A 23,411-nucleotide genomic window follows, 5' to 3' on the forward strand; every position below is an offset into this window, starting at 1 on the left:
CTACACCCGCTGCTCGCGCAGGTCGGTCACCTCGTTCGCGGGCACCCAGCCCTGGTAGACGCCGAAGTCGAACGCCTCCAGCCCCATCTTCTGCGCCACCGGCCAGCGGCCGCCGGTGTACTCCACCCGCAGCCAGCCGTCGTGCTCGGCCAGCACGATGAACGGCTGGCCCTGCCAGGTGCAGGTGGTCCGCACGTACGCCAGGTCCTCGACCTCGGCGACCGGCACCACCCGGACGTGCCGGCCGGGGCGTACCTCGGTGAAGCCCTCGCCCGGCTCCGGCTGGTACAGCCGGACGTCGCCGCCGTCCGGGCTGGCCTGGTACTCCCGGCCCCGCCAGCGGGCCACGTAGCCGTCGCGGGTCACGCGTCGTCCGCCTTGACCCAGAGCAGCGCGTCGGTGTCGAGCACGGCGACCACCCGCTCGCTGCGGTCCGCGCCGATCCGCCACAGCTCGGCGCCGTGCGGCAGCCGGGCGCTGTCCACCTTGAACTCGGCGACCACGTCGCTGCTCTCCCCCGGGGCGAAGCCGTTGCCGCGGAACGGGGGCCGCTCGATCACCCAGCCCTCCATCGCCCGCATGGCGGCCTCGTTCTGCCCGCCGTACGGGATCCGGTAGAGGCTCGGCCGGTAGGCCGGCCAGCGCAGCACGTAGATCTCCTCGGCGTCGCGGGAGAACGGCGAGCCGGGGTGGCCGAGACCGAGCGCGTCGTACAGCTCGGCCGGGGTGCCGAGGTGGGCCAGCTCGCCGGCCCGGTGCACGAAGCCGGAGACCCGGTCGTAGCCGCGCTCCAGGTAGTAGGCGAGCTGGCTCGGGGCGATCGCCTTCTGCATGGTCACGGGGCGGGTCGGGTCCACCGCCGGCGGGGCGGGCCGGGGCTCGGCCGCCGGGGCCGGCGCCGTGGCGGGCGGCTCCGGCTCGGTCTCCGGGTCGTCGCCCAGCCCCACCTCGGCGGCCCAGTTGGCCAGCGCGAGGACCTGCTCCCCCGGGTACGTCGCCCCGACCGGGGTGCCCGGGTTCACGGCGAACGACCAGCTCACGTCCGGCCAGCGGCGGATGAGCTGGACGAACTTGACCCGTACCGTCTCGGTCGGGGCGCCCGTCCGGTCCGCGAGCCGCTCGGGCGAGGTGTAGACCACCACGTACGTCCCGCCGTCGATCTGCTCGGTGCACCAGACGAAGCCGGGGTCGCCCGGCCGGCTGCCCGCCACCGAGTCGGCGGCGACCGGCAGCAGCACCCGGGCCAGCAGCAGGGTGGTGAGGAAGCTGTCGGTGCTGCCGCTGCCGGCCGCGCCGAGCAACTCCTCCTCCACCTCGTTCGCCGGCACGAAGTCGGCCTCCCTGGCACCGTCCACCGGGGACGGAGCGGCGGCGGAGCCGCCGGTCGTCGGCTTCTCCGGCGACACGGGCCCGGCCGCAGCGGCCGGCGCGAACACCGAGGTGGTCGGCTCGTCCGCAGCAGCCGCCGGTGCGAACACCGACGTTGTCGGCTCCTCCGCAGCGGACGCCGGCCCGAACATCGACGTGGCCGGCTCCTCCGCAGCGGCGGCCGGCTCGAAGAGCGGCACGTCCGGCGGCGCGGGCGACTCGAACAGAGGGGTTGTCCCGCCCGCCGGGGTGGTCCGGTCGTACAGCGGCGCGGTGGGCTCGACCGACGCGAACAGCGACGTGGTCGGCTCGGGCGCCGGGGACATCGGCGCGAACAGTGACGTCGTCTCGTCCGCCGCCACGCCTGCGTCGGACGCGGACACCGCCGGGTCGACGGGCGGCTCCGCCAGCGGCGCGGCCGCCGGGTCGACGGGCGGCTCCGCCAGCGGCGCGGTCGGCTCGTCCCCGGAGCCGGCAGGGGTGAACAGCGACGGACCCGGCCCGTCCGGCGCCGACGGGCCGAACAGCGGAACGGTCGGCTCGGCCGGCGTGTCGACGGGCGTCGCCCCGGAGGGAGCGGGCTGCGCTGCCCGGAAGTCGACGGACCCGACCGCATCGGGATCGGGGGCCGGCGACGTGGGTGGGTCGACCCTCAGCGGCAGAGTGGGGTCGGTGGGACCGGCCCAGGGCACCGCCGCACCGCCGTCGCTCGGGGACGGGGCCGGCCCCGTGGCCGACGCCATCGCGGAGGCGGCGGCGGGCACCGGGGGCACCGCGTAGGGCGCGGGCGGCGGGCCGGCGGCCGGGCGCGGCGCGGGCTCCGCCGGCTCGGTCAGCTCGCGGGACTCGATGACGGTGCCCTCGATGACGATCGGGGTGAAGCCCCGACGCGGCGCGGGCGGGCCGGACACCGGCTCGGCGATCGACGGCGGAAGCTCCTCGGCCTCGGCGAGGTCGACCGGCCCGGGGATCGGCTGGGTCGCCTCGTCCGGTCCCGGGTCGTCGCCGGTGCCGGGGCGCCGCCGGGGCAGCGCCTGCGTGGTCTCCGCGGCCGGGGCGGCGGGCCGGAACGGCCGGGCCGGTTCCGCCGGCCGGCTCGCTGGGGACGGTTCGGCGGAATCCACCCGGAACGCCTGCGTCGGGTCCTCCGGCACCGGCTCGTTGAGCGGCCGCCGGCGCGGGAACGGCTGGGCGCCACCGGCGAACCGGGAGGGCGGCGCCGCCCGGTCCGCGCTGCGACGCGGCGCGTCCAGCGGCGAGGGCCGCCGGGGCGAACGGCCGGAGGTGGGCTCGAAGAAGGACCGGGCGGGTGGCGGCGCGGGTTCGGCCGACCGGCCGTTGGCCGGGCCGGAGCGGCCGGCGTCGGCGAACGGATCCGACTCGTCGGGACGTCGGCGCAGGTCGGTGAGCCAGCCGGCGAGATTGTCCGGCCCCGGATCGGTGCCGGCCGGATCGGCGGGCCGCGCGTCGTCGAAGGCACGGCGGCCGAGCGGGCGGGCCGGACGGCCGGTCGCCGGGTCGGGGCGGCGGGACGGCGGTGGGGCGGGCGGGTCGGGGACGGCGGCCCGGGTGCTCGGGGCGGGAACGGTCGGGATCGGGACGGTCGACGCCTCGCCGCCCGGTTCGGGTCCACTCCGGGCCGGCGGGACCCGTCCTCCGGCCGCCGGGGACACGGGCGGCGGCGGGACGTCGTGGCCGGGTGCGGACGGGCCACTCCGGGCGGCCCGGGCGGCGCTCTCCACCCGCTCCAGGCGGGCCCGGGCGCCCATGGTCCGGCCCGGCAGCCGGACGTCGCCGCGGGCGAGCTGCGCGACGAACCAGGCCGGCAGGTAGCCCTCGATCGGCAGCCCCGGATTGACCGCCAGCCACCACTCGTGATTGGGCCAGTCCGCGGCCAGGTCGGCGTACGGGACGCGGCGGGTGGCTCCGGCGTTCTCCCCCAGGCAGGCGCGCAGCGCCGTGGCGGAGGTGAAGGCCAGCACGTGCGTCCGACCCCCGGTGGTCCAGGTGCCCCAGCCCGTCGGGCCCCGCCCGGCGGCCGTCTCCGCGGCGACCGGCAGCAGCAGATCGACGCGGGTCAGGATGCGGAAGTAGAGCTGTTGGTCCTGTGCGCGCAGCGCATCCCGCATCGCCACCTCGGCCTCGGTGGCCGGTTCCCATCCGGTCACGGCCACCTCTCCTTCCGTGAACAGGCCACAGGCATCGCCTACAACCTACAAGGTGGTAACAAGATCACAATGCCTGGCCATCGACGGTCGGCCGGGTCGTCGGCGAGGCGCTAACATCCCGTTCCGGAGTCGACACGATACGGAGGGCGTCGATGTCCCGGCCCACCGCGCGCCCGGCCCTGGCCGTTCTGGCGACCCTCCTGGTCGCCGCTTCGCCGGCCGCCCCGGCGGCGGCCCGGGCGCCGTCGGCCTGCGCCGCCCCGCCCGCGCCGGCCCGCGCCGTCGCGGAGCAGCCCTGGCCCCAGCAACGGTACGCGCCCGACCGGCTCGCTCCCCTCGCCACCGGCTCCGGCGTGGTGGTCGCGGTGGTCGACTCCGGGGTGGACCGGTCCCACCCGCAGCTCGCCGGCCGGGTGCTCGACGGGGTCGACTTCCTCGACCCGGGCGGCGACGGCACCCGGGACTGTGCGGGGCACGGCACCGGCGTGGCGAGCATCATCGCCGCCGCGCCCCGGCCGGGCGTGGCCTTCCGCGGGCTCGCGCCGGACGCGCGCATCCTGCCGGTACGCGTCAGCGAACAGCAGGTGGTCGAGGGGCGGGAGTCGGGGCGTACGGTCGGCGCGGCCGACTTCGCCCGGGCCATCCGCTGGGCGGTGGACCACGACGCCGGGGTGGTCAACCTCTCCGTCGTGCTGTACGCGGACAACCCCGCCGTCCGTGCCGCGATCGCCTACGCGGTCCGGCGGGACGTCGTGGTGGTGGCCGCCGCCGGCAACCTGCACGACAGTGGGGATCCCCGCCCGTACCCGGCCGCGTACGACGGGGTGCTCGGGGTGGGCGCGATCGGGGCGGACGGCACCCGCGCCGCCTTCTCCCAGACCGGCCCGTACGTCGACCTGGTCGCCCCGGGCAGCGACGTGCTGATGGCGGCGCCCCGGCAGGGCCACCACCGGGCGGAGGGGACGAGCTACGCCGCGCCCTTCGTGGCCGGCACCGCGGCGCTGCTCCGGCAGTACCGCCCCGAACTGGACGCGGCCGAGGTCGCCCGGCGGATCGTGACGAGCGCCGACCCGGCCGCGGGGCGGGCGGACGGCTACGGCGCGGGGGTGCTGAACCCGTACCGCGCGGTGACCGAGTCGACCGGTGGGGCGGCTGCCGGCCAGGGAACCGGGGCGGCGCTCCCGGTCGACCGGCCGGACCCGGCGGAGCTGGCCCGGCAGGCGCGCCGGACGACGGCCCGCGACCGGGCGCTGCTGGTGGCCGGCGCGACCGGGGCCGCCGCCCTCGTGGTGGTGCTGCTCGCCGTGGTGCTGCCCCGCGGGGCGCGCCGCCGTTGGCACCCGGCCGGCCCGGCCTGACCCGGCCGGAACTGACACAACCCGAGCGGCGGGCGGCACGGGCGGGAGCGCCCGTGCCGCCCGCCGACGGTCACTGGAACAGGTTGACGTTCCGCTTCTCGGTGTCGAGGTAGTCGGCCGCGGAGTCCTCCACGGCCAGCTTGATGTCGCGCAGCATGGCCTGGAGGTCCTGCGAGGCGGCCCGCCAGCGGGCCTGCCGCTGCTCGTAGGCCTCGCGCGCCTGGCCGGACCAGCTCGTCACCAGCGGGGCGGCGTCGCGTTCGAGCTGCCCGAGCTGGCTCTCGAGGGTGGTCAGCGCCCTCTGGATGTCCGCGCCGGCCTGTTGCAGGGCGGCGAAGTTGACGACCAGCACACCGTGGTCCATCGATCGGTCCTTCCCGTGGGTCAGAGCGGCAGCTGGATGCCGCGGTGGGTGCCCGCCACCCGGCCGGCGGCCTCGGTGTCGGACACGTCGTAGTGCCGGCCGGCGGTGCGGATCGCCGTCGCGGTCTCCCGCAGCGCCCGTTGCAGGGCCGCCTGATCCTGCGCCCACTGCTGCTTGACCTGCGCGAAGGAGCGCCCACCGGCGCCCCGCCAGGCCTGCTGCAACACCTCCAGCTCGGCCATCAGGCCGCTGAGCATGGTCTGCAGCGACTGGTCGACCTGCTCGAACTTCGCGGCGGTCTGCTGCATCACCGCGGCTTCTGCCTGGGTCTGGGACACCCCGGACGTCACCTCGTCTCCTCGGTCGTGGCTGGTCGCCGGAGCGACCACCGTGGACTCGCCGGAGTGCGCCGCCGGAGAAGGGGGGAGGGGACGGCCGGCGCGCTCGACGGAACTCGTCGCTGACGGTAGCCGTCCGACTCCGGTTCTGCTACCCCCTCGGGCTCCCCTGTGGACGACGAAGCCCTACGATGAGCCACGGCGGCGTCACCCGGCGAACAGGCGGAGGAGGTGCGGTGACCGCGACCACGACCGACCGGCCGGCTCCCGCACCCGCCCCGCCGCCACAGTCGACACAGCGCCCGGCTCCCGCCGTTCGCGCCGGGCAGGTGGTGGCCGCGCAGGTCGCGGTGGCGGTGCTGGTCGCAGCGGTGGGCCGGGGCGTCCCGGTGACCGCGGCGGCCCTGCTGCTGGCGGCGGTCCTGCTGCCCGCCACCTGGGTCCGGTTCCGGGGCCGCTGGCTCTTCGAATGGCTCGCCGTCGGCGCGGCGTACCTGACCCGGCGGCGCGCCCTGCCGGCGGCCTCCGGGCCGGCGGCGCTGCTGGAGCTGGCCCACCCCGGGGCGGCGGTACGCGCGGCGGAGCTGGCCGGCGGCCCGGCGGCGGTTCTGGAGGACGCCGCCGGGATGACCGCGTTGCTGGAGCTCGGCGACCCGGACGACCTGCTCGGCGAGGGCCCGCGGGAGCTGCCGTCGCCGCTCGGCCTGCTGCCCCCGGCCGGGCCGGAGAGCCCACCGGTCCGCATCCAGCTGCTGTGCTCCGCGTCGCCCGCCCCGGCGCCCACCGCCGGCGCAGCCGGCACGTCGTACCGCCAGCTCACCGACGGGCGGCTGGCGGGCCGGGCCCGGGCGGTGCTGGCCGTCCGGGTGCTCCGGGCCGACGGCTGGTCGGAGGAGGAGCTGCTCCGGGCGCTGTCCGGCACGGTCCGGCGGATCGTGCGCCGGCTCGGCCCGCTCTCCGGTCGCCCGCTCGGCGGCCCGGCGGCGCTGCGCGTGGTGGCCGAACTGGCCCACCACGACGCCGGGGCACCGGTCCGGGAGAGCTGGCCGGCGGTGACCGTGGGCGGGCTGCCGCAGACCACCTGGCGGCTGCGCCGCTGGCCGGATCCGCGCACCGACGCGGCACGGCGGCTGGTTCCCCGGCTGCTCGCGCTGCCGGCCACCGCCACCACCGTCGCGCTCTGCGTGGGGCCGCGCGCCGGCGCCGACGCCGCGCCCACGCCGGCCGAGCTGACCGTACGCCTGGCCGCCCCCACCACCGCGGAGCTGGCGGTGGCCGAGCGGGCGCTGCGCCGGCTCGCCGGGGATCTCGGCGCGCAGCTGCGCCGGCTGGACGGCGAGCACCTGACCGGGCTGGCGGCCACCCTGCCGCTGGCGGTCGCCCGGGCGGCCACCCCGGTCGGGCCCGAGCTGGCCGCCCTCGAGCTGGCCCTCGGCGAGTCCGGGTTGATGGTGGGCGCCAACCGGCACGGCGGCGCCGTGACCGTACGCCTGTTCCGCCCCGCGACGACCCGGCTGCTGCTGGTCGGTGGGGTACGCGCGGCCCAGCTGCTGACCCTGCGGGCACTTGCGCTCGGCGCCCGGGTGGCGGTGCAGACGACCCGACCCCGGGTCTGGGAGCCGTTCGTCCGCGGGGTCGGCGCACCGGGCGGCGTGGTCCCGCTGGTCCCGCCGGGGCGGCCGGTCGGCGGGCAGCCTGGCTCGCCGCTGCAACCCTTGTTGCTGGTGGTCGACGCCGGCCCGGTGCCGCCGGAGGTCGGTCCGGCGGCGGCCTGGCAGTCCGTGCTGGTGGTCCGCGACGAGCTGACCCCGGCCGACACGGCCGCGCTGGCCCGCGCCGACCTGGCGATCCTGCAACCGCTCGATCCCGGCGAGGCGGCGCTGGCCGGTGCGGCGCTCGGCCTGGGCGGCTCGGCGGAGTGGCTGACCCGGATCCGGGACGACATGGTGGCGGTGGTGAACCGGCGGGCGTTGCGCTGGGCGCTGCTCTCGCCGACGCCGATCGAGTCGCAACTGGTCGGTCGCCCGGCCCGCCATTGAGCCGGCACGGGTTCCGCGAGTCGACGCGGCGTGGCACGATCCCGGCCATGGATTTTCTGAAGGGTCTTCTGATCCGGCTGGGCACGACGGCCGTGGCGTTCTGGTTGGCCACGCTGCTCATCCCGGGCATCACGCTGGACTCGGATTCGGCCACCGAGACGGTCACCACGCTGGTGCTCGTCGCGGTGATCTTCGGTGTGGTCAACGCGGTGCTCCAGCCGATCATCAAGACCGTCGGCTGCGGCTTCTACCTGTTGACCCTCGGCCTGATCGCGCTGGTGGTCAACGGCCTGCTCTTCCTGCTCACCAGCTGGATCGCCGGTGAGGCGGGGCTGCCTTTCCACGTGGACGGCTTCTGGCCGGCCGCGGTGCTGGGCGCGCTCTTCGTCGGCATCGTCACCTGGATCCTCGGCGCCGTCCTCGACCGCGACTGAGCCCGCACCACCCGCTGATTCCCGCCCGCCGGCCCAGGCCAGTGGGCGGGAATTGGCTGGCGAGGCCCGGTCGGGCCGCAACTAGGGTCGAAGGGTGTTCACCCTGACCCGCCCTGACGGCTACCTGCTCAGCACCGATCCGGACCGGCTCGACCTGGACCGGGTGCACCACTGGCTCTCCACCGACGCCTACTGGGCGCTCGGGCGGGACCGGGCCACGGTGGGGCGGGCCTTCGCCGGGTCGATCGGCTTCGGCGTCTACCGGCCCGGGGACGGGCGGCAGGTCGCGGTGGCGCGGGTGGTCACCGACCGGGCGACCTTCGCCTGGCTCTGCGACGTCTACGTCGACCGGGCCGAGCGGGGCCGGGGGCTGGGCACCTGGCTGGCCGGCGCGGCCCGCGACCACCTGGCCGAGTGGGGCGTACGCCGGATCGTGCTGGCCACCAACGACGCGCACGGGGTCTACGCGAAGGTCGGCTTCACGCCGGTCGACCCGGGCCGCTGGATGGAGTACGACCGGCGGGTGACCCAGCTCACCGGAAAGGACCAAAGCGCCGGTTCGCCACTTACGGTGGAGGCGTGAACCAGACCCGTCTCGGCTACCTCTACGGCTTCGGCGCGTACCTGCTCTGGGGTTTCTTCCCGATCTACCTGAAGCTGCTCCGCCCGGCCGGGCCGGTGGAGATCCTCGCGCACCGGATCGTCTGGTCGGTGGTCTTCGTTGCGCTGCTGCTGGCCGCCATGCGCAACATCGGCTTCCTGCGGGCGCTGGTCCGGCGGCCCCGGGCGCTCGCCGCCATCGCGGCCGCCGCCGCGCTCATCGCCGTCAACTGGGGCACCTACATCGACGGGGTGAACTCCGACCGGGTGGTGGAGACCGCCCTCGGCTACTTCATCAACCCGCTGGTCGTGGTGCTGATCGGGGTCTTCGTGCTGCGCGAGCGGCTGCGCCCGGCGCAGTGGGCGGCGCTCGGCGTGGGTGGCCTCGCGGTGGCGGTGCTGACCGTCGACTACGGCCGGCTGCCCTGGCTGGCCCTCACGCTGGCCTTCAGCTTCGCCGGGTACGGGCTGGTCAAGAAGCGGCTCGGGCTGCCCGCCGCGGAGGGGCTCTTCGTCGAGTCGGCAGTGCTGGCCCTGCCCGCGCTGGCCTACCTCGGCTGGCTCGGCCGGCAGGGCGACGCCACCTTCGGGCACGGCTCCGGGCACACCGTGCTGCTGGTCCTGGCCGGCGCGGCCACCGCGATCCCGCTGCTGCTCTTCGCCGGGGCGGCCAACCGGCTGCCGCTCACCGGGTTGGGCATGTTGCAGTACCTCGCGCCGATCCTCCAGCTCGGCTGCGGCGTGCTGATCTTCCACGAGCCGATGCCGCCGGCCCGGCTGGCCGGGTTCGCCCTGGTCTGGCTCGCCCTCGTGGTGTTCACGGCGGACGCCGTCCGGCACACCCGCCGGACCCGCGCCGCGGCGCGGGCGGCCGCCGCCCCGGTGCCCGCGGGGGCCCGCTGACCGCACCTCAGCGGGCGTCGTAGGCGAGCACCGGGGTGCCGTCGGCGCGGACCAGTTCGAGGCGTACCAGTTCGCCGTGGGTGAAGTGGGTGGCGCCGACCACCCGGACGTTGTCGCCGGGGGCGGCCAGCCAGGTGCCGACCTGCTCCGTCGCGCCGTCCGGGCCGTGCGCCACCAGCCGGAAGGTGTACGCCTCGCGGTGACCGCCGCGCTGGTCGTACCCGCAGCGCATGGTCACCTCGGTTCCCCACCTCTTGTCGGTCAGGCCGACCTCGGCGTGCAGCGGCACCGGGCCGGCGACCGGCCGCATGGCCGTCATGGTCACCTGCGCCGTGGCGCTCGCCGTCGGGCCCGTCGCCGTGGGCGGCGGGGTGGCCGGCGGGCGGACCAGGGACACCCCGACGCCGGCCAGCACGGCGAGCGCGGCCGCGGCGAGCGCGGTCAGCGCGTACCGTCGCCGGGACCGGGACCGCTCGCGGCGCCGGCGCTCCCGCGCGGCGTCGAGCAGCGCGGGCACCCGGGAGGTCTCCGTGGCGGACGGCAGGAACTGCTCCAGCCCGGCCGGGTCGAGCCGGCCCAGCAGGCCGGGCAGCACGGCGATCTCGGCCACCGCCTCCCGGCAGGACGCGCAGCCGGCCAGGTGCCGCTCGTAGGCCGCCCGGTCGGCGGGGGCGAGGGCGCCCAGGACGTACGCGCCGTCGTCGTGCGCGAACTCGCAGCGGGTCATCCGGTCACCCCCATCTCGGCCAGCGCCAACCGTAGTGACCGGAGCGCGTAGTGCGTGCGGGACTTCACCGTGCCCGGCGGCACCCCGAGCCGCGCGGCCGCCTCCGCCACCGACCGCCCCTGGTAGAAGCACTCCACGAGCACCTCGCGGTGGGTCGGGCTGAGCCGGTTCAGCGCTTCGGCCACGGTCCACGCCTCCACCGCGCGCTCCGTCTCGTCGACCGTCTCGGCAGGTTCGGGCAGTTCGTCGGTGAAGACCTCGCCGACGCGGGTGGACCGCCGGCGCCAGGCGTCGATGGCCAGGTTCCGGGCGGTGGTGAACAGCCAGGCGCGGACCGAGCCGCGCCGCGGGTCCAGCGACTCGGGATGCCGCCAGGCCCGGAGCAGGGTCTCCTGCACCAGGTCCTCGGCGCGCGAGCGGTCGCCGTTGACCAGCCGGAGGGCGTGCGCGAAGAGCGCGTCGGCATGCTCGTCGTGCAGCGCGCGCAGCAGTTGGGCGTCGTGGTCACTGATGGCGGTACCTCGCTTCCGGCGGCGGGGAGACCGGCGATGCGTTCGCCCCTTGATACGTGCCGTGACGCCGAACGGTTCAGCCGCAGGTCACACGGTAGCTGTTCACATCCGGTTCACGTGCCGGCCGGTGCCCGCTCACCGGGCCCTGGCAGCGTCCGGCCCGTACGCGCGCCCCGGCCGATTCCGGGCGCGCCACCGACGTCCGACCAGGAGGCTCCACCCCATGAGCGACCGTCCTCGGCTGCTCCCGCTGCTCGGCGCCACCCGCCACGGCGCCCGGGACGCCATGACCTGCCAGTACCGGTGCGGCAACGCCTGCGAGCACCCGGTGCCGAACCGATCCGACAACCCGTACTTCGGGGACCTGGTCGACGCCGAGGTCTCCCGGCGCGGCGTGGTGCGGGCCGGCGCCGCCGGCGCCCTCGTGCTCGGCTTCGGCGGGGCGGTGGCGGGCGCCCTCGCCGGCGCGGCCCCGGCCGCCGCCGCCCCCACCGCCCCGGCCGTCCCCGCTGCGGGCGAGGCCGCCGCGCCGGCCGGTGGGGTGGGCAGCGGCGCTCTGACCTTCAGGCCGATCCCGCCGAACAAGCTCGACACCCTGGTCGTGCCCAACGGGTACGACCACGCGGTGGTCATCAAGTGGGGTGACCCGGTGGTGCCGGGCGCGCCCGCGTTCGACGTGCACGGGCAGACCGCCGCCGCGCAGTCGGAGCAGTTCGGCTACAACAACGACTTCGTCGGGGTGCTGCCGATCGACCGCAGGCGCGCGCTGCTGGTGGTCAACCACGAGTACACCAACGAGGACCTCATGTTCCCCGGCTTCACGAGCCAGGACGCGCTCTCGGTGGAGCAGTTGCGGGTGGCCATGGCCGCCCACGGCATGTCGGTGGTGGAGCTGGAGCGGGCCGACGGCTCCGGGCAGTGGCGGCCGGTGCGCAGCGGACGCCGGCAGTACAACCGGCGGGTCACCGCCCTGGCCACGAAGTTGGAGCTGACCGGCCCGGCCGTCGGCTCGGCCTGGCTGCGCACCGCCGCCGACCCCAAGGGTCGTACGGTCGTCGGCACGCTGAACAACTGCTCCGGCGGGGTCACCCCGTGGGGCACGGTGCTCTCCGGCGAGGAGAACTTCAACCAGTACTTCGTGGGCGGCGACGGCGCGCCCGAGGAGCTGAAGCCGAAGCTGGCCCGCTACGGCATCCCGACCGACGTGCGCTACCCCAGCGGCAGCCGGAAGTGGGAGCGCGCCGACGAGCGCTTCGACCTGGCGAAGCACCCGAACGAGGCGCACCGCTACGGCTGGGTCGTCGAGATCGACCCGTTCGACCCGGAGAGCCGCCCGCGCAAGCACACCGCGCTGGGCCGGTTCAAGCACGAGGGTGCCAACGTGATCGTCGCGAAGGACGGGCGCGTGGTCGCGTACATGGGCGACGACGAGCGCTTCGACTACCTCTACAAGTTCGTCTCGGACAAGAAGTTCATGCCGGGCAACTCGTGGGTGGCCCGCAAGCACAACCTGACCCTGCTGGAGTCCGGCACGCTCTACGTGGCCGCCCTGGAGGGGAACAGCGCCGCCGAGATCGACGGCACCGGCAAGCTCCCCTCGGACGGTGCGTTCGACGGCCGGGGTCGCTGGATCAAGCTGGTCAGCGGCAACCGCTCGTACGTCGACGGGATGACCGCCGCCGACGTGCTGACCTTCACCCGCCTCGCGGGGGACAAGGTCGGCGCGACCAGGATGGACCGTCCGGAGGACGTCGAGCCGAGCCTGCTCACCGGCAAGATCTACGTGGCGCTGACCAACAACACCGACCGGGGCAAGGCCGGCAAGGCGGCGGCCGACGAGGCGAACCCGCGCAACCTCAACAAGCACGGGCAGATCCTGGAGCTGGTCGAGGACCGCGGCGACAACACCGCCGAGACCTTCGCCTGGTCGCTGCCGATCGTCTGCGGCGACCCGGCCGACCCGTCGACCCACTTCGCCGGGTACGACAAGACCAAGGTCTCCCCCATCTCCTGCCCGGACAACGTCGCCTTCGACGCCACCGGCAACCTCTGGATCTCGACCGACGGCAACGCGCTGGGCAGCAACGACGGCCTCTTCGCCACCGCCGTCGAGGGCCCGGAGCGGGGTCACCTGAAGCAGTTCCTCACCGTGCCGCTCGGCGCGGAGACCTGCGGCCCGTTCATCACGAAGGACAACCGCTCGGTCTTCGTGGCCGTGCAGCACCCGGGCGAGATCACCGGCGCGTCGGTGGAGAACCCGGCCTCGACCTGGCCGGACGGCGACTTCGCGAAGCCCGCCGTGGTGGTCACCTGGCGCCTGGACGGCGGCCCCGTCGGCAGCTGACGTTCCTCCTGGCGGTCCGGCGCTGGACCGCCGACGTTGGGCCCCTTCCCCGCCGGGGAGGGGCCCTTCGCGTGCCCGCCGCCGGATCAGGCGGCGCGGCGGGCCTTGAGGGCGGCGGCGGTGTCGACGACGCGGCGGGCCTGGTGGCGGGCCGCCTGGAGGGCCACCTCACCGGGCGGGCCGTCACCGACCACGTGCGAGGTGCCGTAGGGGTTGCCCGACCGGAACTGGACGGGATCGGTGTAGCCGGGGGGAACGATGATGCCGCCCCAGTGGTAGAAGGTGTTGGCCAGCGCCAGGAGGGTGGACTCCTGCCCGCCGTGGGCCGTGTTGGAGGCGGTGAAGGCCGAGTACACCTTGTCCGCGAGCCTGCCCTGGAACCACAGCGGGCCGGTGGTGTCGATGAACGCCCGGAGCTGGCTGGCCGGGTTGCCGAAGCGGGTGGGGGTGCCGAACAGCACCGCGTCGGCCCACTCCAGGTCGTCGTGGCCGGCCTCGGCGACGCCGGCGGTGTCCTGGAGGTGCCGCTCCCACTCCGGCCGGACGCCGACCGCCTCCGGTGGGGCCGTTTCGGCGACCTTGCGCAGTCGTACGACGGCACCGGCCTTCTCCGCGCCCTCGACGGCGGCCTGTGCCAGGGTGTGGATGGTGCCGGTGGCGCTGTAGTAGATGATCGCGACGTGCACGGGTTCCATGTTCGGCTTCCTTCCGGTGCGGTTCTGCCCGGTACGACGGAACGGCCCGGCGACATGTGAGGTGGCGCCCGACCTCACAGTCCGGTGCGACGGTTCGTCGTAAGGGGTGGGGCAGAACGTCCGAGGGAGCCGGTGACACCATGATCAACCCGTCCGATCCGGGCCTGAGCGCGATCCTGAGCGAGCGGCGTCGACTGACCAACCTCGCGTACCGGCTGCTCGGCTCGCTGGCCGATGCGGAGGACGTCGTGCAGGAGACGTTCGCCCGCTGGTACGCCATGTCCCCACCGCAGCGGGACGCCATCGACTCCCCCGGCGCCTGGCTGGCGACCGTCGCCAGCCGGATCTGCCTCGACCTGCTCGGCTCGGCACGGGCCAGGCGCGAGCGCTACGTGGGCGAGTGGATCCCGGAGCCGTTGCCCGACCGTACCGAGTGGACCGGCGGGCGGCCGGGCGCCGGCACCGCCGACCCGGCCGACCGGGTCACCCTCGACGAGTCGGTCAACATGGCCTTCCTCGTCGTACTCGAGGCGATGACCCCGGCCGAGCGCGTCGCGTTCGTCCTGCACGACGTCTTCCGCTACCCCTTCGCCGAAGTGGCCGAGATCGTGGGCCGTACCCCGGCGGCCTGCCGCCAGCTGGCGACGTCGGCCCGCCGGCGCGTACGCAGCGCGCGCCCGGACGCGGTCCCGGCGGCCCGGCGCGCCGAGATCGTCCGGGCCTTCAAGGTGGCCTGGGAGGCCAAGGACATCGACGCCCTCGTCGGCCTGCTGGCCCCCGACGCCACGGCGACCGGCGACGGCGGCGGGCTCGTCACCGCCGCGCTCCACCCGGTCGAGGGCGCCGAGCAGGTCGCACGCTTCTTCGCCGCCCGGCCCGCCGCAGCACCCGGCCTGACGCTCGTGGAGCGTACGGTCAACGGCCAGCCGGGGCTGGTGGCTCAACTGGACGGCGTCACCGTGTCGGTGATGGCGTTCGACGTCGCCGGCAACCGGATCGAGCACATCTGGGCGGTGCTGAACCCCGAGAAGCTCCAGCCCTGGACGGCGGGCTGACCGGCACCGACCGGGGTCTCAGGCGTCGGCGGCGATGCCGTCGGCGACCGCGCGGGCGACGGTGAGCAGCTTGGCCCGGACCACCCGGGCCGAGGTCATCATCTCGCTGGCCGGCAGCGCGCAGGCCAGCACCACCCGGCGCTCGATGTCCTTGTCCGGGGTGACCAGCACCGCCGCGCACGCCACCCCCTGCCGGAACTGCCCCAGCTCCAACTGCATGCCGCGCCGGTCGCCGGCGGCCAGGTCGGCCTCGAACGCCTCGACGGTGGTGAGGGTGGCGCCGGTGAACGGGCGCATGCCGTATTCCCGCAGGTAGCGGAAGCGCTGCTCGGCGGTGAGGGTAGCGAGCAGGCTCTTGCCGAGCGCGGTGGCGTGCGCCCCCTCGTCGAAGCCGGGCACCAGGTCCTCCAGGTACGGCGAGCGCGGCCCCTCGGCGACCGCCGTGACGGCCACCTGGCCGCCCACGAAGCGGCCCAGGTAGTGGCTCCAGCCGGTGTCCGCCGCGGCCCGCCGCAGCGCCTCGCCGACCGGCGGCGGCCCGCGGAACGCGGTGACCAGCTCGCGGTAGCGGTCGGCGACCTCCAGCCCGACGATGTACGTGCCGTCCTCCCGGCGGATCACGTAGCCCTCGTAGGCCAGCGTGCGCACCAGGTGGTAGGTGGTGGCGACGGTCAGCTCGCAGCGGCGGGCGATCTGCTTGACGGTGAGCCCTTTCGGCGCACGGCCGACCGACTCGAGCACTCGTAGCGCGCGGGAGACACTTCGGATCAGGTCCGAAGGTTCCGCCAAGGGGTCACGCACAACCACCTCCGCCGCCGGGGACTTACACCATATGAAAAACAGGCCGAGTGCGAAATGCCTGTTCGGATCGAGGATGCCAGATCACCGGGCACGGACCGTGCACCGACAGACACGATCAGCTGCCGAAACGTGATCGGCGTAGGTTTGGGCGGACCATGACCGAAACCTTGCCGCACCCCGCTCCACCCGCGTTCCGGCGTACCGTCACCGTCAACGCGGGTGCGATCGCCACCACGATCGCCTGCGTCCTGCCCGTCTTCCTGGTCGGCGGGCTCGCCGTGCAGATGGGCGACGACCTCGACTTCACCCCCGCCCGGCTCGGCCTGGCCGTCTCGGTCTACTTCGGCGTCAGCGCCCTCGCCTCGGTCCCTTCCGGCGCCCTGGTCGAGCGGTACGGGCCGGCCGTGGTGGCCCGCGCCGGCATCCTGCTCTCCGCCGGCTCGCTGCTGGCCGTGGCGGGGCTGGCCCGGTCGTACCCGGTGCTGGTGGCGCTGCTCGCGCTCAGCGCCGCCGCCAACGCCCTCGGCCAGCTCGCCAGCAACGCGGCGCTGGCCCGGCACGTGCCCGCCCACCGGCAGGGGCTCTCCTTCGGGCTGAAGCAGGCCGCAATCCCGGTCTCCACCCTGCTGGCCGGCGCGGCGGTGCCGACCCTCGCGCTGACCGCCGGCTGGCGCTGGGCGTTCGTGGTGGCGGCCCTCGCGGCGCTGGCCGCGCTGCCGGCCGTACCGCCGGCCGGGCGGGACGGGGTCCGGCGTACCGCCGCCGGGCCGGCCGGCCGGGCCACGACGGCGCTCGTGGTGGTCGGCGTGGCGGCGACCCTGGCGGCCGCCGCGGCGAACGCGCTGGGCACCTTCGTGGTCGACTCGGCGGCCGGCCGGGGGCTGTCCCCGGCGCTGGCCGGCCTCACCCTCACCCTGGGCAGCGCGGTCTGCGTGGCGGCCCGGGTGGGCGCCGGCTGGCTGGCCGACCGGCGGGAGACCGGCCACGTCGCGCTGATCGCCGGGATGCTGGTGGTGGGCGCGGTGGGGCTGGTCCTGCTCGCGGTGTCCGGCCCGGTGCCGCTGGTGGCCGGCGTGGTGCTCGGCTTCGGCCTCGGCTGGGCCTGGCCCGGGCTGATGAACTTCGCGGTGGTCCGGCTCCACCCGCAGGCCCCGGCCGCCGCCACCTCGATCACCCAGACCGGGGTGTACGCGGGCGGCTGCGTCGGCCCGCTGGGCCTCGGCACGATCGCCGACCTGGCCGGCTACCCGGCGATGTGGGGCACCGCGGCGGCGGCCATGCTCCTGGCCGCCCTGTGCATGCTCATCGGCAGCCGGCTGCTGTCCCGCCCCTGAGGGTGGTGCGCCGGGACCGCCCCGCCTCGTTGATCAAGAAGTTCGCGTCCGGAACCGGGCAGGCGTGGACGCGAACTTCCTGATCGACAGAGGGGGCGGGGCCGATGGCGGCCCGGAGGTCGTCAGCTGGTGCGGTCGGCGATGTAGTCGCAGAGGGACTCCAGGGCGCGGCGGGCCGGGCCCTCGGGGAGCGGCGCGAGCCGGACGCGGGCGTCCTCGGCGTAGCTGCGGACCGTCTCGCGGGCGCGCTTGAGCGCCGGGGACTCCCGGAGCAGGCCGAGGGCCTCGGCGTGCAGCGCGTCGTCGACCAGCGGGCCGGTCGCCAGGATCTCCCGGAGCCGGACGCTGGCCGCGTCGGAGTCGTCGGAGGCGAGCGCGTAGAGCACCGGCAGGGTCGGCACGCCCTCGCGCAGGTCGGTGCCGGGCGTCTTGCCCGACTGCACCGACTCGCTGGCGATGTCCAGCAGGTCGTCGGAGAGCTGGAAGGCCACCCCGATGATCTCGCCGTAGCCGGCCAGCGCCTCGACGTGCTCGGCGGACGCACCGCCGAACATACCGCCGAAGCGGGCCGAGGTGGCGATCAGCGAACCGGTCTTCTCGGCGATGACGTGCAGGTAGTGCGCGACCGGGTCGGTGCCGCGCGGGCCGACCGTCTCGGCGATCTGCCCGTGCACCAGCCGGGCGAAGGTGCGCGCCTGCAGGCGCACGGCCTCCGGGCCCAGGTCGGCCGAGATGTCCGCGGCCCGGGCGAAGAGGTAGTCGCCGACCAGGATGGCCACCGAGTTGGTCCAGCGGGAGTTGGCGCTCGGGGCACCCCGGCGCACGACCGCCTCGTCCATGACGTCGTCGTGGTAGAGCGTCGCCAGGTGGGTGAGCTCCATCACCACGGCGGCGGGCACGACCTCCGCGCCGTCCGGGTCGCCGAACTGGGCGCCCAGCGCCACCAGCAGCGGCCGGAACCGCTTGCCGCCGGCCTCGACCAGGTGCCGGGCCGCCTCGGTGACGAGCGGGTCGGCGCTGGCCACGCTGGCACGCAGATCGGTCTCGACCCGCTCCAGGAGACCCAGCACGGACGCCTCGACCCGCGGATCGGCGAGGTGCAGGCCGAGCGCGCCGAACTGACCCGTGCCCTCCGGGCCCGGACGACCGCCCGGGCCGGTGGCACCTGAACGCTCGCCAGCCGGAATCACCACGCCATCAACCATGCCACACCCGTTCGACCTGCCCGGCGAGGGGGATACGGACCGGGGGCCGGCACGCCTCGGCGTACCGGCCCCCGGGCGGAACCTGGGTCATCGCACGAATTCGGCGGCACCGTTGGCCAGGTCGAGCAGGGGCGCCGGGGCGACACCCAGGACCAGCGTGGCGAGCACGCCGATGACCAGGGCCGCCGAGGTGAGCGCGCCCGGCACGGTGACCGTCGGGGTGGCGTCGCCGGGCTCGGAGAGCCACATCATCACCACGACCCGCAGGTACGGGAAGGCCAGCACCATGCTGGTCAGCACGCCGGCGATCACCAGCCAGGCCTGGTTCGCGTCCAGCGCCGGGGCGAAGACGGCGAACTTGCTGGTGAACCCGCTGGTGAGCGGGATACCGGCGAAGGCCAGCAGGATGAACGTGAAGATCGCCGCGAAGAACGGCGACCGGCGGCCCAGCCCGGCCCAGCGGGACAGGTGGGTGGCCTCCCCGTCGGCGTCCCGGACCAGGGTCACCACGGCGAACGCGGCGAGCACCGAGAAGCCGTACGCGACCAGGTAGAACATCGTGCCGGAGAGCCCCTCCTTGCTGGGCGCCAGCACGCCCACCAGCAGGTAGCCCGCGTTCGCGATCGACGAGTACGCCAGCAGCCGCTTGATGTCCGTCTGGGTGACCGCCAGCACCGCGCCGACCAGCATGGTCAGCACCGCCACCGCGCCGAGCACCGGGGTGAAGTCCCAGGAGGCCCCGGCGAAGGCCACGTGGAAGACCCGCAGCAGGGCGCCGAACGCGGCGACCTTGGTGCAGGCGGCCATGAAGCCGGTCACCGGGGTCGGCGCGCCCTGGTAGACGTCCGGGGTCCAGACGTGGAACGGGGCGGCGGCGGCCTTGAAGAGCAGGCCGATGGCGAGCAGCGCCATGCCGGCGAAGAGCAGCACCGGGCTGGACGAGGACTCGGACACCGCGGCGTGCACGGTGGCGAAGTCGACGCCGGCGCCCCGGCCCGGGATCCCCGAGGTGAAGCCGTAGATCAGGGCCACGCCGAAGAGGAAGAACGCCGAGGCGTACGCGCCGAGCATGAAGTACTTCAGCGCGGCCTCCTGGCTCAGCAGCCGCCGGCGGCGGGCCAGCGCGCAGAGCAGGTAGAGCGGCAGCGAGAAGACCTCGAGCGCGATGAACATGGTCAGCAGGTCGTTCGCCGCCACGAAGATCAGCATGCCGCCGATCGCGAAGGTGACCAGCGGGTACACCTCGGTGGTGCCGCCCATGCCGTCGGCCTGCCGCCGGTCGTCGGCCGAGTCGGCGGTGACCGCGGCGTGGGCCACGAAGGCCCCGCCCCGCTCCACCGTGCGCTCGCCGACCAGCAGCAGCGCCATGGCCGCCAGGATCAGGATGGCGCCCTGGAGGAAGAGCGTCGGCCCGTCCACCGCGATGGCCTGGCCGGCGGTGATCAGCCGATCGTCGGCGTTCAGGATCACCATGACCAGCGCGGCGGCCACCGCGAGCAGGGCGAGCCCGAGCTGCACCGCGTTGCGCAGGCGGCGCGGCACGAACGCCTCGACCAGGACGCCGACCAGGGCGGCGCCCAGCATGATCAGGATGGGAGCGAGCGCCGCGTAGTCGATCGACGGCAACTTCAGCTCGGTCATTTCGCGGCCTCCTGGACGCTACCGACCTCCGGGGCGGGATCGGTCCGACCCACGTCCTGCATGGTCGCCTTCACGGCGGGGTTGATGACATCGGTGACCGGCTTGGGGTAGAAGCCGAGCAGCACGATCAGCGCGATCAGCGGGGCGACCACGACCTTCTCGCGCAGGCTGAGGTCGCGGCGCATGCCGTCGACCTCGGTCAGGGCCGGGTTGAGGGTGCCCTGGGTGGTGCGCTGCACCATCCACAGCACGTACGCCGCGGCCAGGATGATGCCGAGCGTGGCGATCACCGCGACCGGCTTGTTCGTGGTGAACGTGCCGATCAGCACCAGGAACTCGGAGACGAACGGCGCGGTGCCGGGCAGCGCCAGCGAGGCGAGACCGGCGAAGAAGAGCACCCCGGCGAGCAGCGGCACCAGCTTGCCCGCGCCGCCGAAGTCGCTGATCAGCGCCGAGCCCCGGCGGGCGATCAGCATGCCCACCACGAGGAAGAGCAGGCCGGTGGCCAGCCCGTGGTTGAGCATGTAGAGCACGGCGCCCGTGCCGGCCTGGGTGGTGAAGGCGAAGATGCCGACCCCGATGAACCCGAAGTGCGCGATCGAGGTGTACGACACCAGCCGCTTGAGGTCGTTCTGGCCGACCGCCAGCAGCGCGGCGTAGATGATGCCGATCACGCCGAGCGCCAGCGCCCACGGGGCGAACCACCTCGACGCCTCGGGGAAGAGCGGCAGGCAGTACCGCAGGATCCCGAAGGTGCCGACCTTGTCCAGCACGCCGACCAGCAGCGCCGCCGCGCCGGCCGGGGCCGCGCCACCGGCGTCCGGCAGCCAGGTGTGGAACGGGAAGAACGGCGCCTTGATCGCGAACGCGAGGAAGAAGCCGAGGAAGAGCCAGCGGGCCGTGTCGGTGGCGAACTCGGCCTGGCTGAGCGCCTGCCAGTCGAAGGTCTTCCCGCCGACCACCCAGAGGCCGATGACCGCGGCCAGCATGAACAGGCCGCCGACCAGGGAGTAGAGGAAGAACTTGACCGCCGCGTACTGCCGCTGGTGGCCGCCGTAGCTGCCGATGAGGAAGTACATCGGCACCAGCATGACCTCGAAGAACACGTAGAACAGGAAGACGTCGGCGGCGGCGAAGACGCCGATCATCGTGCACTCGAGGACGAGCAGCAGCGCGAAGTAGACCGGCACCGAGCGCTTGGACGACTCGGCGTCGTGCCACGACGCCAGGATCACCAGCGGCACCAGGATCGCGATCAGCATCAGCATGACCAGCGCGATGCCGTCCACCTCGAAGGTGAAGTTGACGCCCCAGTTCGGGATCCACGCGTACGACTCGCGGAACTGGAACCGGTCACCGTCGGCCTGGAAGGCGATCCACATGACCACCGAGAGCACCAGCACCAGCAGCGACCAGCCGAACGCCACCAGCTTGGCCAGGTCCGGGTTGCGCCGCGGCAGCAGGGCCACGACCAGGGCGCCGACCAGCGGCGCCACGGTCAGCACCGAGAGGAACGGGAAGTTGGACATTATTCGGCCTTACCTCCGTCGTGACTGCGTGGCCCGCCGGCGGGGGCGGCCGCGTTGAGGTCGATCACGCCAGCCACCCCGCCTGCACCGCCAGGAAGGCCGCCACCACGAGCAGCGCGCCGGTCAGGATCGAGGTCGCGTACGACCGCACGAAACCGGTCTGCAGCCGCCGGAGCCGGCCCGAGCCCCCGCCCACCGCGGCGGCGAGGCCGTTGACCAGCCCGTCGACGCCCCGGTTGTCGAGGAAGACCAGCGCCCGGGTGAGGAAGATGCCCGGCTTCTCGAAGACCGCCTCGTTGACGGCGTCCGTGTAGAGGTTCCGGCGGGCGGCGGTGACCAGCACGCCGGCCGGCTGCGGCTCGGTGGCCGTGCCGTTGCGGAACAGGAACCAGGCCAGCCCCGCGCCGAGCACGGTCACCAGCAGCGAGAGCGTGGTGATCAGCCAGTGTGCGAGGACGGCCTCGTGGCCCTCCTCCTGGCCGCCCAGGCCGGCGGTCGCCTCCAGCCAGTCCGGCACCGACGTGGCGAGCAGGAAGCCCGCCCCGACCGAGCCGATCGCCAGCAGGATCAGCGGGATCGTCATCAGCTTCGGCGACTCGTGCGGGTGCTCGATGTCCTCGGTCCACCGCTTCGGGCCGTGGAAGGTGAGCACGAAGAGCCGGGTCATGTAGAACGCGGTGAGCCCGGCGCCGAGCAGCGCGGCCATGCCGAAGAGCCAGGCCGTCCAGCCCTCCCGCTCGAACGCGGCCACGATGATCGGCTCCTTGGAGAAGAAGCCGGAGAACGGGAACATGCCGACGATCGCCAGCCAGCCCATCATGAAGGTCAGCCAGGTGACCTTCATGTACTTCGACAGGTTGCCGAAGCGGCGGATGTCGACCTGGTCGTTCATGCCGTGCATGACCGAGCCGGCGCCGAGGAACATGTTGGCCTTGAAGAAGCCGTGCGCCAGCAGGTGCACGATGGCCAGCGCGTACGCCGCGCCGCCCAGGCCGACGCCGAGGAACATGTAGCCGATCTGGCTCACCGTCGACCAGGCCAGCACCCGCTTGATGTCGTCCTTGGCCGCGCCGATGAGACAGCCCATCAGCAGGGTGATGGCGCCGACGCTGACCACCACGAGCTGGAGCGTGTGGTTGGCCGAGAAGATCGGGTTGGAGCGGGCGATCAGGTAGACGCCCGCGGTGACCATGGTCGCCGCGTGGATGAGCGCGGAGACCGGGGTCGGGCCCTCCATGGCGTCCGGCAGCCACGCCTGGAGCGGGAACTGGCCGGACTTACCGGTGGCGCCGAGCAGCAGCAGCAGGCCGAGCACCAGCACGGTGGTGCCGCTCAGCGCGCCGACGCCGTTGAAGACCTCGTCGTACTGGGTGGTGCCGAGCATGGCGAACATGACGAAGATGCCGATGGCCAGGCCGGCGTCGCCGACCCGGTTCATCAGGAACGCCTTCTTGCCGGCGGTGGCCGCGCTCGGCCGGCCGTACCAGAAGGAGATCAGCAGGTACGACGCCAGACCGACGCCCTCCCAGCCGAAGTAGAGCATCACGTAGTTGTTGCCGAGCACCAGCAGCAGCATCGCGGCGACGAACAGGTTGAAGTACCCGAAGAACCGCCGCCGGCCCTCGTCGTGCGCCATGTACTCGACCGCGTAGAGGTGGATCAGGAAACCCACCCCGGTGATCAGCAGTACGAAGACGGCGGCCAGCGGGTCGAAGAGCAGACCGAAGTCCACCTTGAGGTCGCCGACCGTGATGAACTGCCAGAGGCTCTGCTCGACCTGCTTGTTCTCCAGGCCACGGAGCTGGAAGAAGTAGGTCAGGCCGAGCACGAAGGCGGCGCCGATGGCCGCCACGCCCAGCCAGTGGCCCCAGCGGTCCGCCCGCCTGCCGAGCAGCAGCAGGATCGCCGCGCTCACCAGCGGGATGGCCACCAGCAGCCAGACACTGCCCAGAAGCCCGCTGGCCTGGGCGAATTCCACAGTCTCTTCCACCGCGAG

Annotated in this window: 20 protein-coding genes; 8 read left to right on the forward strand and 12 right to left on the reverse strand. The window is 74.3% G+C overall.

The features are described from left to right. Both IEY96_RS03325 and IEY96_RS03330 read right to left on the reverse strand, forming a co-directional pair. Nucleotides 1-366, reverse strand: coding sequence for a UCP033725 family protein (locus IEY96_RS03325; RefSeq protein ID WP_189193293.1), 366 nt, complete (start codon nt 364-366; stop codon nt 1-3). Beyond that, nucleotides 363-3,536 (reverse strand): SseB family protein, encoded by a 3,174-nt coding sequence (locus tag IEY96_RS03330; RefSeq protein ID WP_229791359.1) that lies wholly within the window; start codon nt 3,534-3,536, stop codon nt 363-365. The genes IEY96_RS03325 and IEY96_RS03330 overlap by 4 nt, the downstream gene beginning before the upstream one ends. A 152-nt stretch (nt 3,537-3,688) precedes the next feature. Here IEY96_RS03330 and mycP point away from each other — a divergent pair, with 152 nt between their 5' ends. Continuing rightward, a complete protein-coding gene (mycP, locus tag IEY96_RS03335) occupies nt 3,689-4,894 on the forward strand; it encodes a type VII secretion-associated serine protease mycosin (RefSeq protein ID WP_189193294.1) in 1,206 nt (401 codons plus the stop codon). Nucleotides 4,895-4,964: 70 nt separating this feature from the next. On the opposite strand, the gene IEY96_RS03340 is transcribed toward mycP, so the two are convergent. Together IEY96_RS03340 and IEY96_RS03345 are read right to left on the reverse strand one after the other, a co-directional pair. After that, on the reverse strand, nt 4,965-5,258 hold the full coding sequence (locus tag IEY96_RS03340; RefSeq protein ID WP_189193295.1) for a WXG100 family type VII secretion target: 294 nt from the start codon (nt 5,256-5,258) through the stop codon (nt 4,965-4,967). 20 nt (nt 5,259-5,278) lie between these two features. Then, nucleotides 5,279-5,596, reverse strand: coding sequence for a WXG100 family type VII secretion target (locus tag IEY96_RS03345; RefSeq protein WP_189193604.1), 318 nt, complete (start codon nt 5,594-5,596; stop codon nt 5,279-5,281). A gap of 236 nt (nt 5,597-5,832) precedes the next feature. On the opposite strand from IEY96_RS03345, the gene eccE reads away from it, so the two are divergent. The 4 genes from eccE (at nt 5,833) to rarD (ending at nt 9,572) form a co-directional block, all read left to right on the forward strand. Next, entirely contained in the window at nt 5,833-7,635 is a 1,803-nt protein-coding gene (gene eccE, locus IEY96_RS03350) for a type VII secretion protein EccE (RefSeq protein WP_229791360.1), read from the forward strand. A gap of 47 nt (nt 7,636-7,682) precedes the next feature. Next, nucleotides 7,683-8,069, forward strand: a complete 387-nt coding sequence (locus IEY96_RS03355; RefSeq protein ID WP_151461348.1) for a phage holin family protein — start codon at nt 7,683-7,685, stop codon at nt 8,067-8,069. Between the two features lie 94 nt (nt 8,070-8,163). Continuing rightward, nucleotides 8,164-8,652, forward strand: coding sequence for a GNAT family N-acetyltransferase (locus IEY96_RS03360; RefSeq protein ID WP_189193297.1), 489 nt, complete (start codon nt 8,164-8,166; stop codon nt 8,650-8,652). Continuing rightward, a complete protein-coding gene (gene rarD / locus IEY96_RS03365; protein ID WP_189193298.1) occupies nt 8,649-9,572 on the forward strand; it encodes an EamA family transporter RarD in 924 nt (307 codons plus the stop codon). Before IEY96_RS03360 ends, rarD begins: the two co-directional genes overlap by 4 nt. Before the next feature lie 7 nt (nt 9,573-9,579). Here rarD and IEY96_RS03370 read toward each other — a convergent pair whose 3' ends face one another. After that, nucleotides 9,580-10,299 carry an anti-sigma factor family protein gene (locus IEY96_RS03370; RefSeq protein WP_189193299.1) on the reverse strand — a complete coding sequence of 240 codons (720 nt, stop codon included), beginning with the start codon at nt 10,297-10,299 and terminating at the stop codon, nt 9,580-9,582. Further along, complete coding sequence (locus IEY96_RS03375) at nt 10,296-10,811, reverse strand: sigma-70 family RNA polymerase sigma factor (RefSeq protein ID WP_189193605.1); 516 nt, start codon at nt 10,809-10,811, stop codon at nt 10,296-10,298. Before IEY96_RS03375 ends, IEY96_RS03370 begins: the two co-directional genes overlap by 4 nt. Before the next feature lie 223 nt (nt 10,812-11,034). On the opposite strand from IEY96_RS03375, the gene IEY96_RS03380 reads away from it, so the two are divergent. Then, a complete protein-coding gene (locus tag IEY96_RS03380; RefSeq protein ID WP_189193300.1) occupies nt 11,035-13,155 on the forward strand; it encodes a PhoX family protein in 2,121 nt (706 codons plus the stop codon). A gap of 86 nt (nt 13,156-13,241) precedes the next feature. Here the strand turns inward: IEY96_RS03380 and wrbA are convergent, their stop codons facing one another. Next, complete coding sequence (gene wrbA / locus IEY96_RS03385) at nt 13,242-13,850, reverse strand: NAD(P)H:quinone oxidoreductase (protein WP_189193301.1); 609 nt, start codon at nt 13,848-13,850, stop codon at nt 13,242-13,244. A gap of 140 nt (nt 13,851-13,990) precedes the next feature. On the opposite strand from wrbA, the gene sigJ reads away from it, so the two are divergent. After that, nucleotides 13,991-14,905 carry an RNA polymerase sigma factor SigJ gene (gene sigJ / locus IEY96_RS03390; protein ID WP_189193302.1) on the forward strand — a complete coding sequence of 305 codons (915 nt, stop codon included), beginning with the start codon at nt 13,991-13,993 and terminating at the stop codon, nt 14,903-14,905. 18 nt (nt 14,906-14,923) lie between these two features. On the opposite strand, the gene IEY96_RS03395 is transcribed toward sigJ, so the two are convergent. Further along, nucleotides 14,924-15,706: an IclR family transcriptional regulator gene (locus tag IEY96_RS03395; protein ID WP_148427388.1), complete on the reverse strand. Its 783-nt coding sequence runs from the start codon at nt 15,704-15,706 to the stop codon at nt 14,924-14,926. Nucleotides 15,707-15,861: 155 nt separating this feature from the next. Between IEY96_RS03395 and IEY96_RS03400 the strand changes: the two genes are divergently transcribed. Further along, nucleotides 15,862-17,040 carry an MFS transporter gene (locus IEY96_RS03400; RefSeq protein WP_189193303.1) on the forward strand — a complete coding sequence of 393 codons (1,179 nt, stop codon included), beginning with the start codon at nt 15,862-15,864 and terminating at the stop codon, nt 17,038-17,040. A 122-nt stretch (nt 17,041-17,162) separates the two neighbouring features. On the opposite strand, the gene IEY96_RS03405 is transcribed toward IEY96_RS03400, so the two are convergent. From IEY96_RS03405 to nuoL, 4 genes are all read right to left on the reverse strand, one after another. Then, nucleotides 17,163-18,245: a polyprenyl synthetase family protein gene (locus IEY96_RS03405; RefSeq protein ID WP_189193304.1), complete on the reverse strand. Its 1,083-nt coding sequence runs from the start codon at nt 18,243-18,245 to the stop codon at nt 17,163-17,165. Between the two features lie 87 nt (nt 18,246-18,332). After that, the gene (gene nuoN / locus IEY96_RS03410; protein ID WP_189193305.1) at nt 18,333-19,886 is read right to left on the reverse strand and encodes an NADH-quinone oxidoreductase subunit NuoN; all 1,554 of its coding nucleotides are present in this window, start codon (nt 19,884-19,886) and stop codon (nt 18,333-18,335) included. Next, nucleotides 19,883-21,415: an NADH-quinone oxidoreductase subunit M gene (locus tag IEY96_RS03415; RefSeq protein WP_189193306.1), complete on the reverse strand. Its 1,533-nt coding sequence runs from the start codon at nt 21,413-21,415 to the stop codon at nt 19,883-19,885. Before IEY96_RS03415 ends, nuoN begins: the two co-directional genes overlap by 4 nt. Before the next feature lie 64 nt (nt 21,416-21,479). Next, nucleotides 21,480-23,405, reverse strand: coding sequence for an NADH-quinone oxidoreductase subunit L (nuoL, locus tag IEY96_RS03420; RefSeq protein ID WP_189193307.1), 1,926 nt, complete (start codon nt 23,403-23,405; stop codon nt 21,480-21,482). Between the last annotated feature and the right edge of the window lie 6 nt (nt 23,406-23,411).

It is taken from the genome of Micromonospora fulviviridis (assembly GCF_014648395.1).
Classification (GTDB): Bacteria; Actinomycetota; Actinomycetes; order Mycobacteriales; family Micromonosporaceae; genus Micromonospora; species Micromonospora fulviviridis.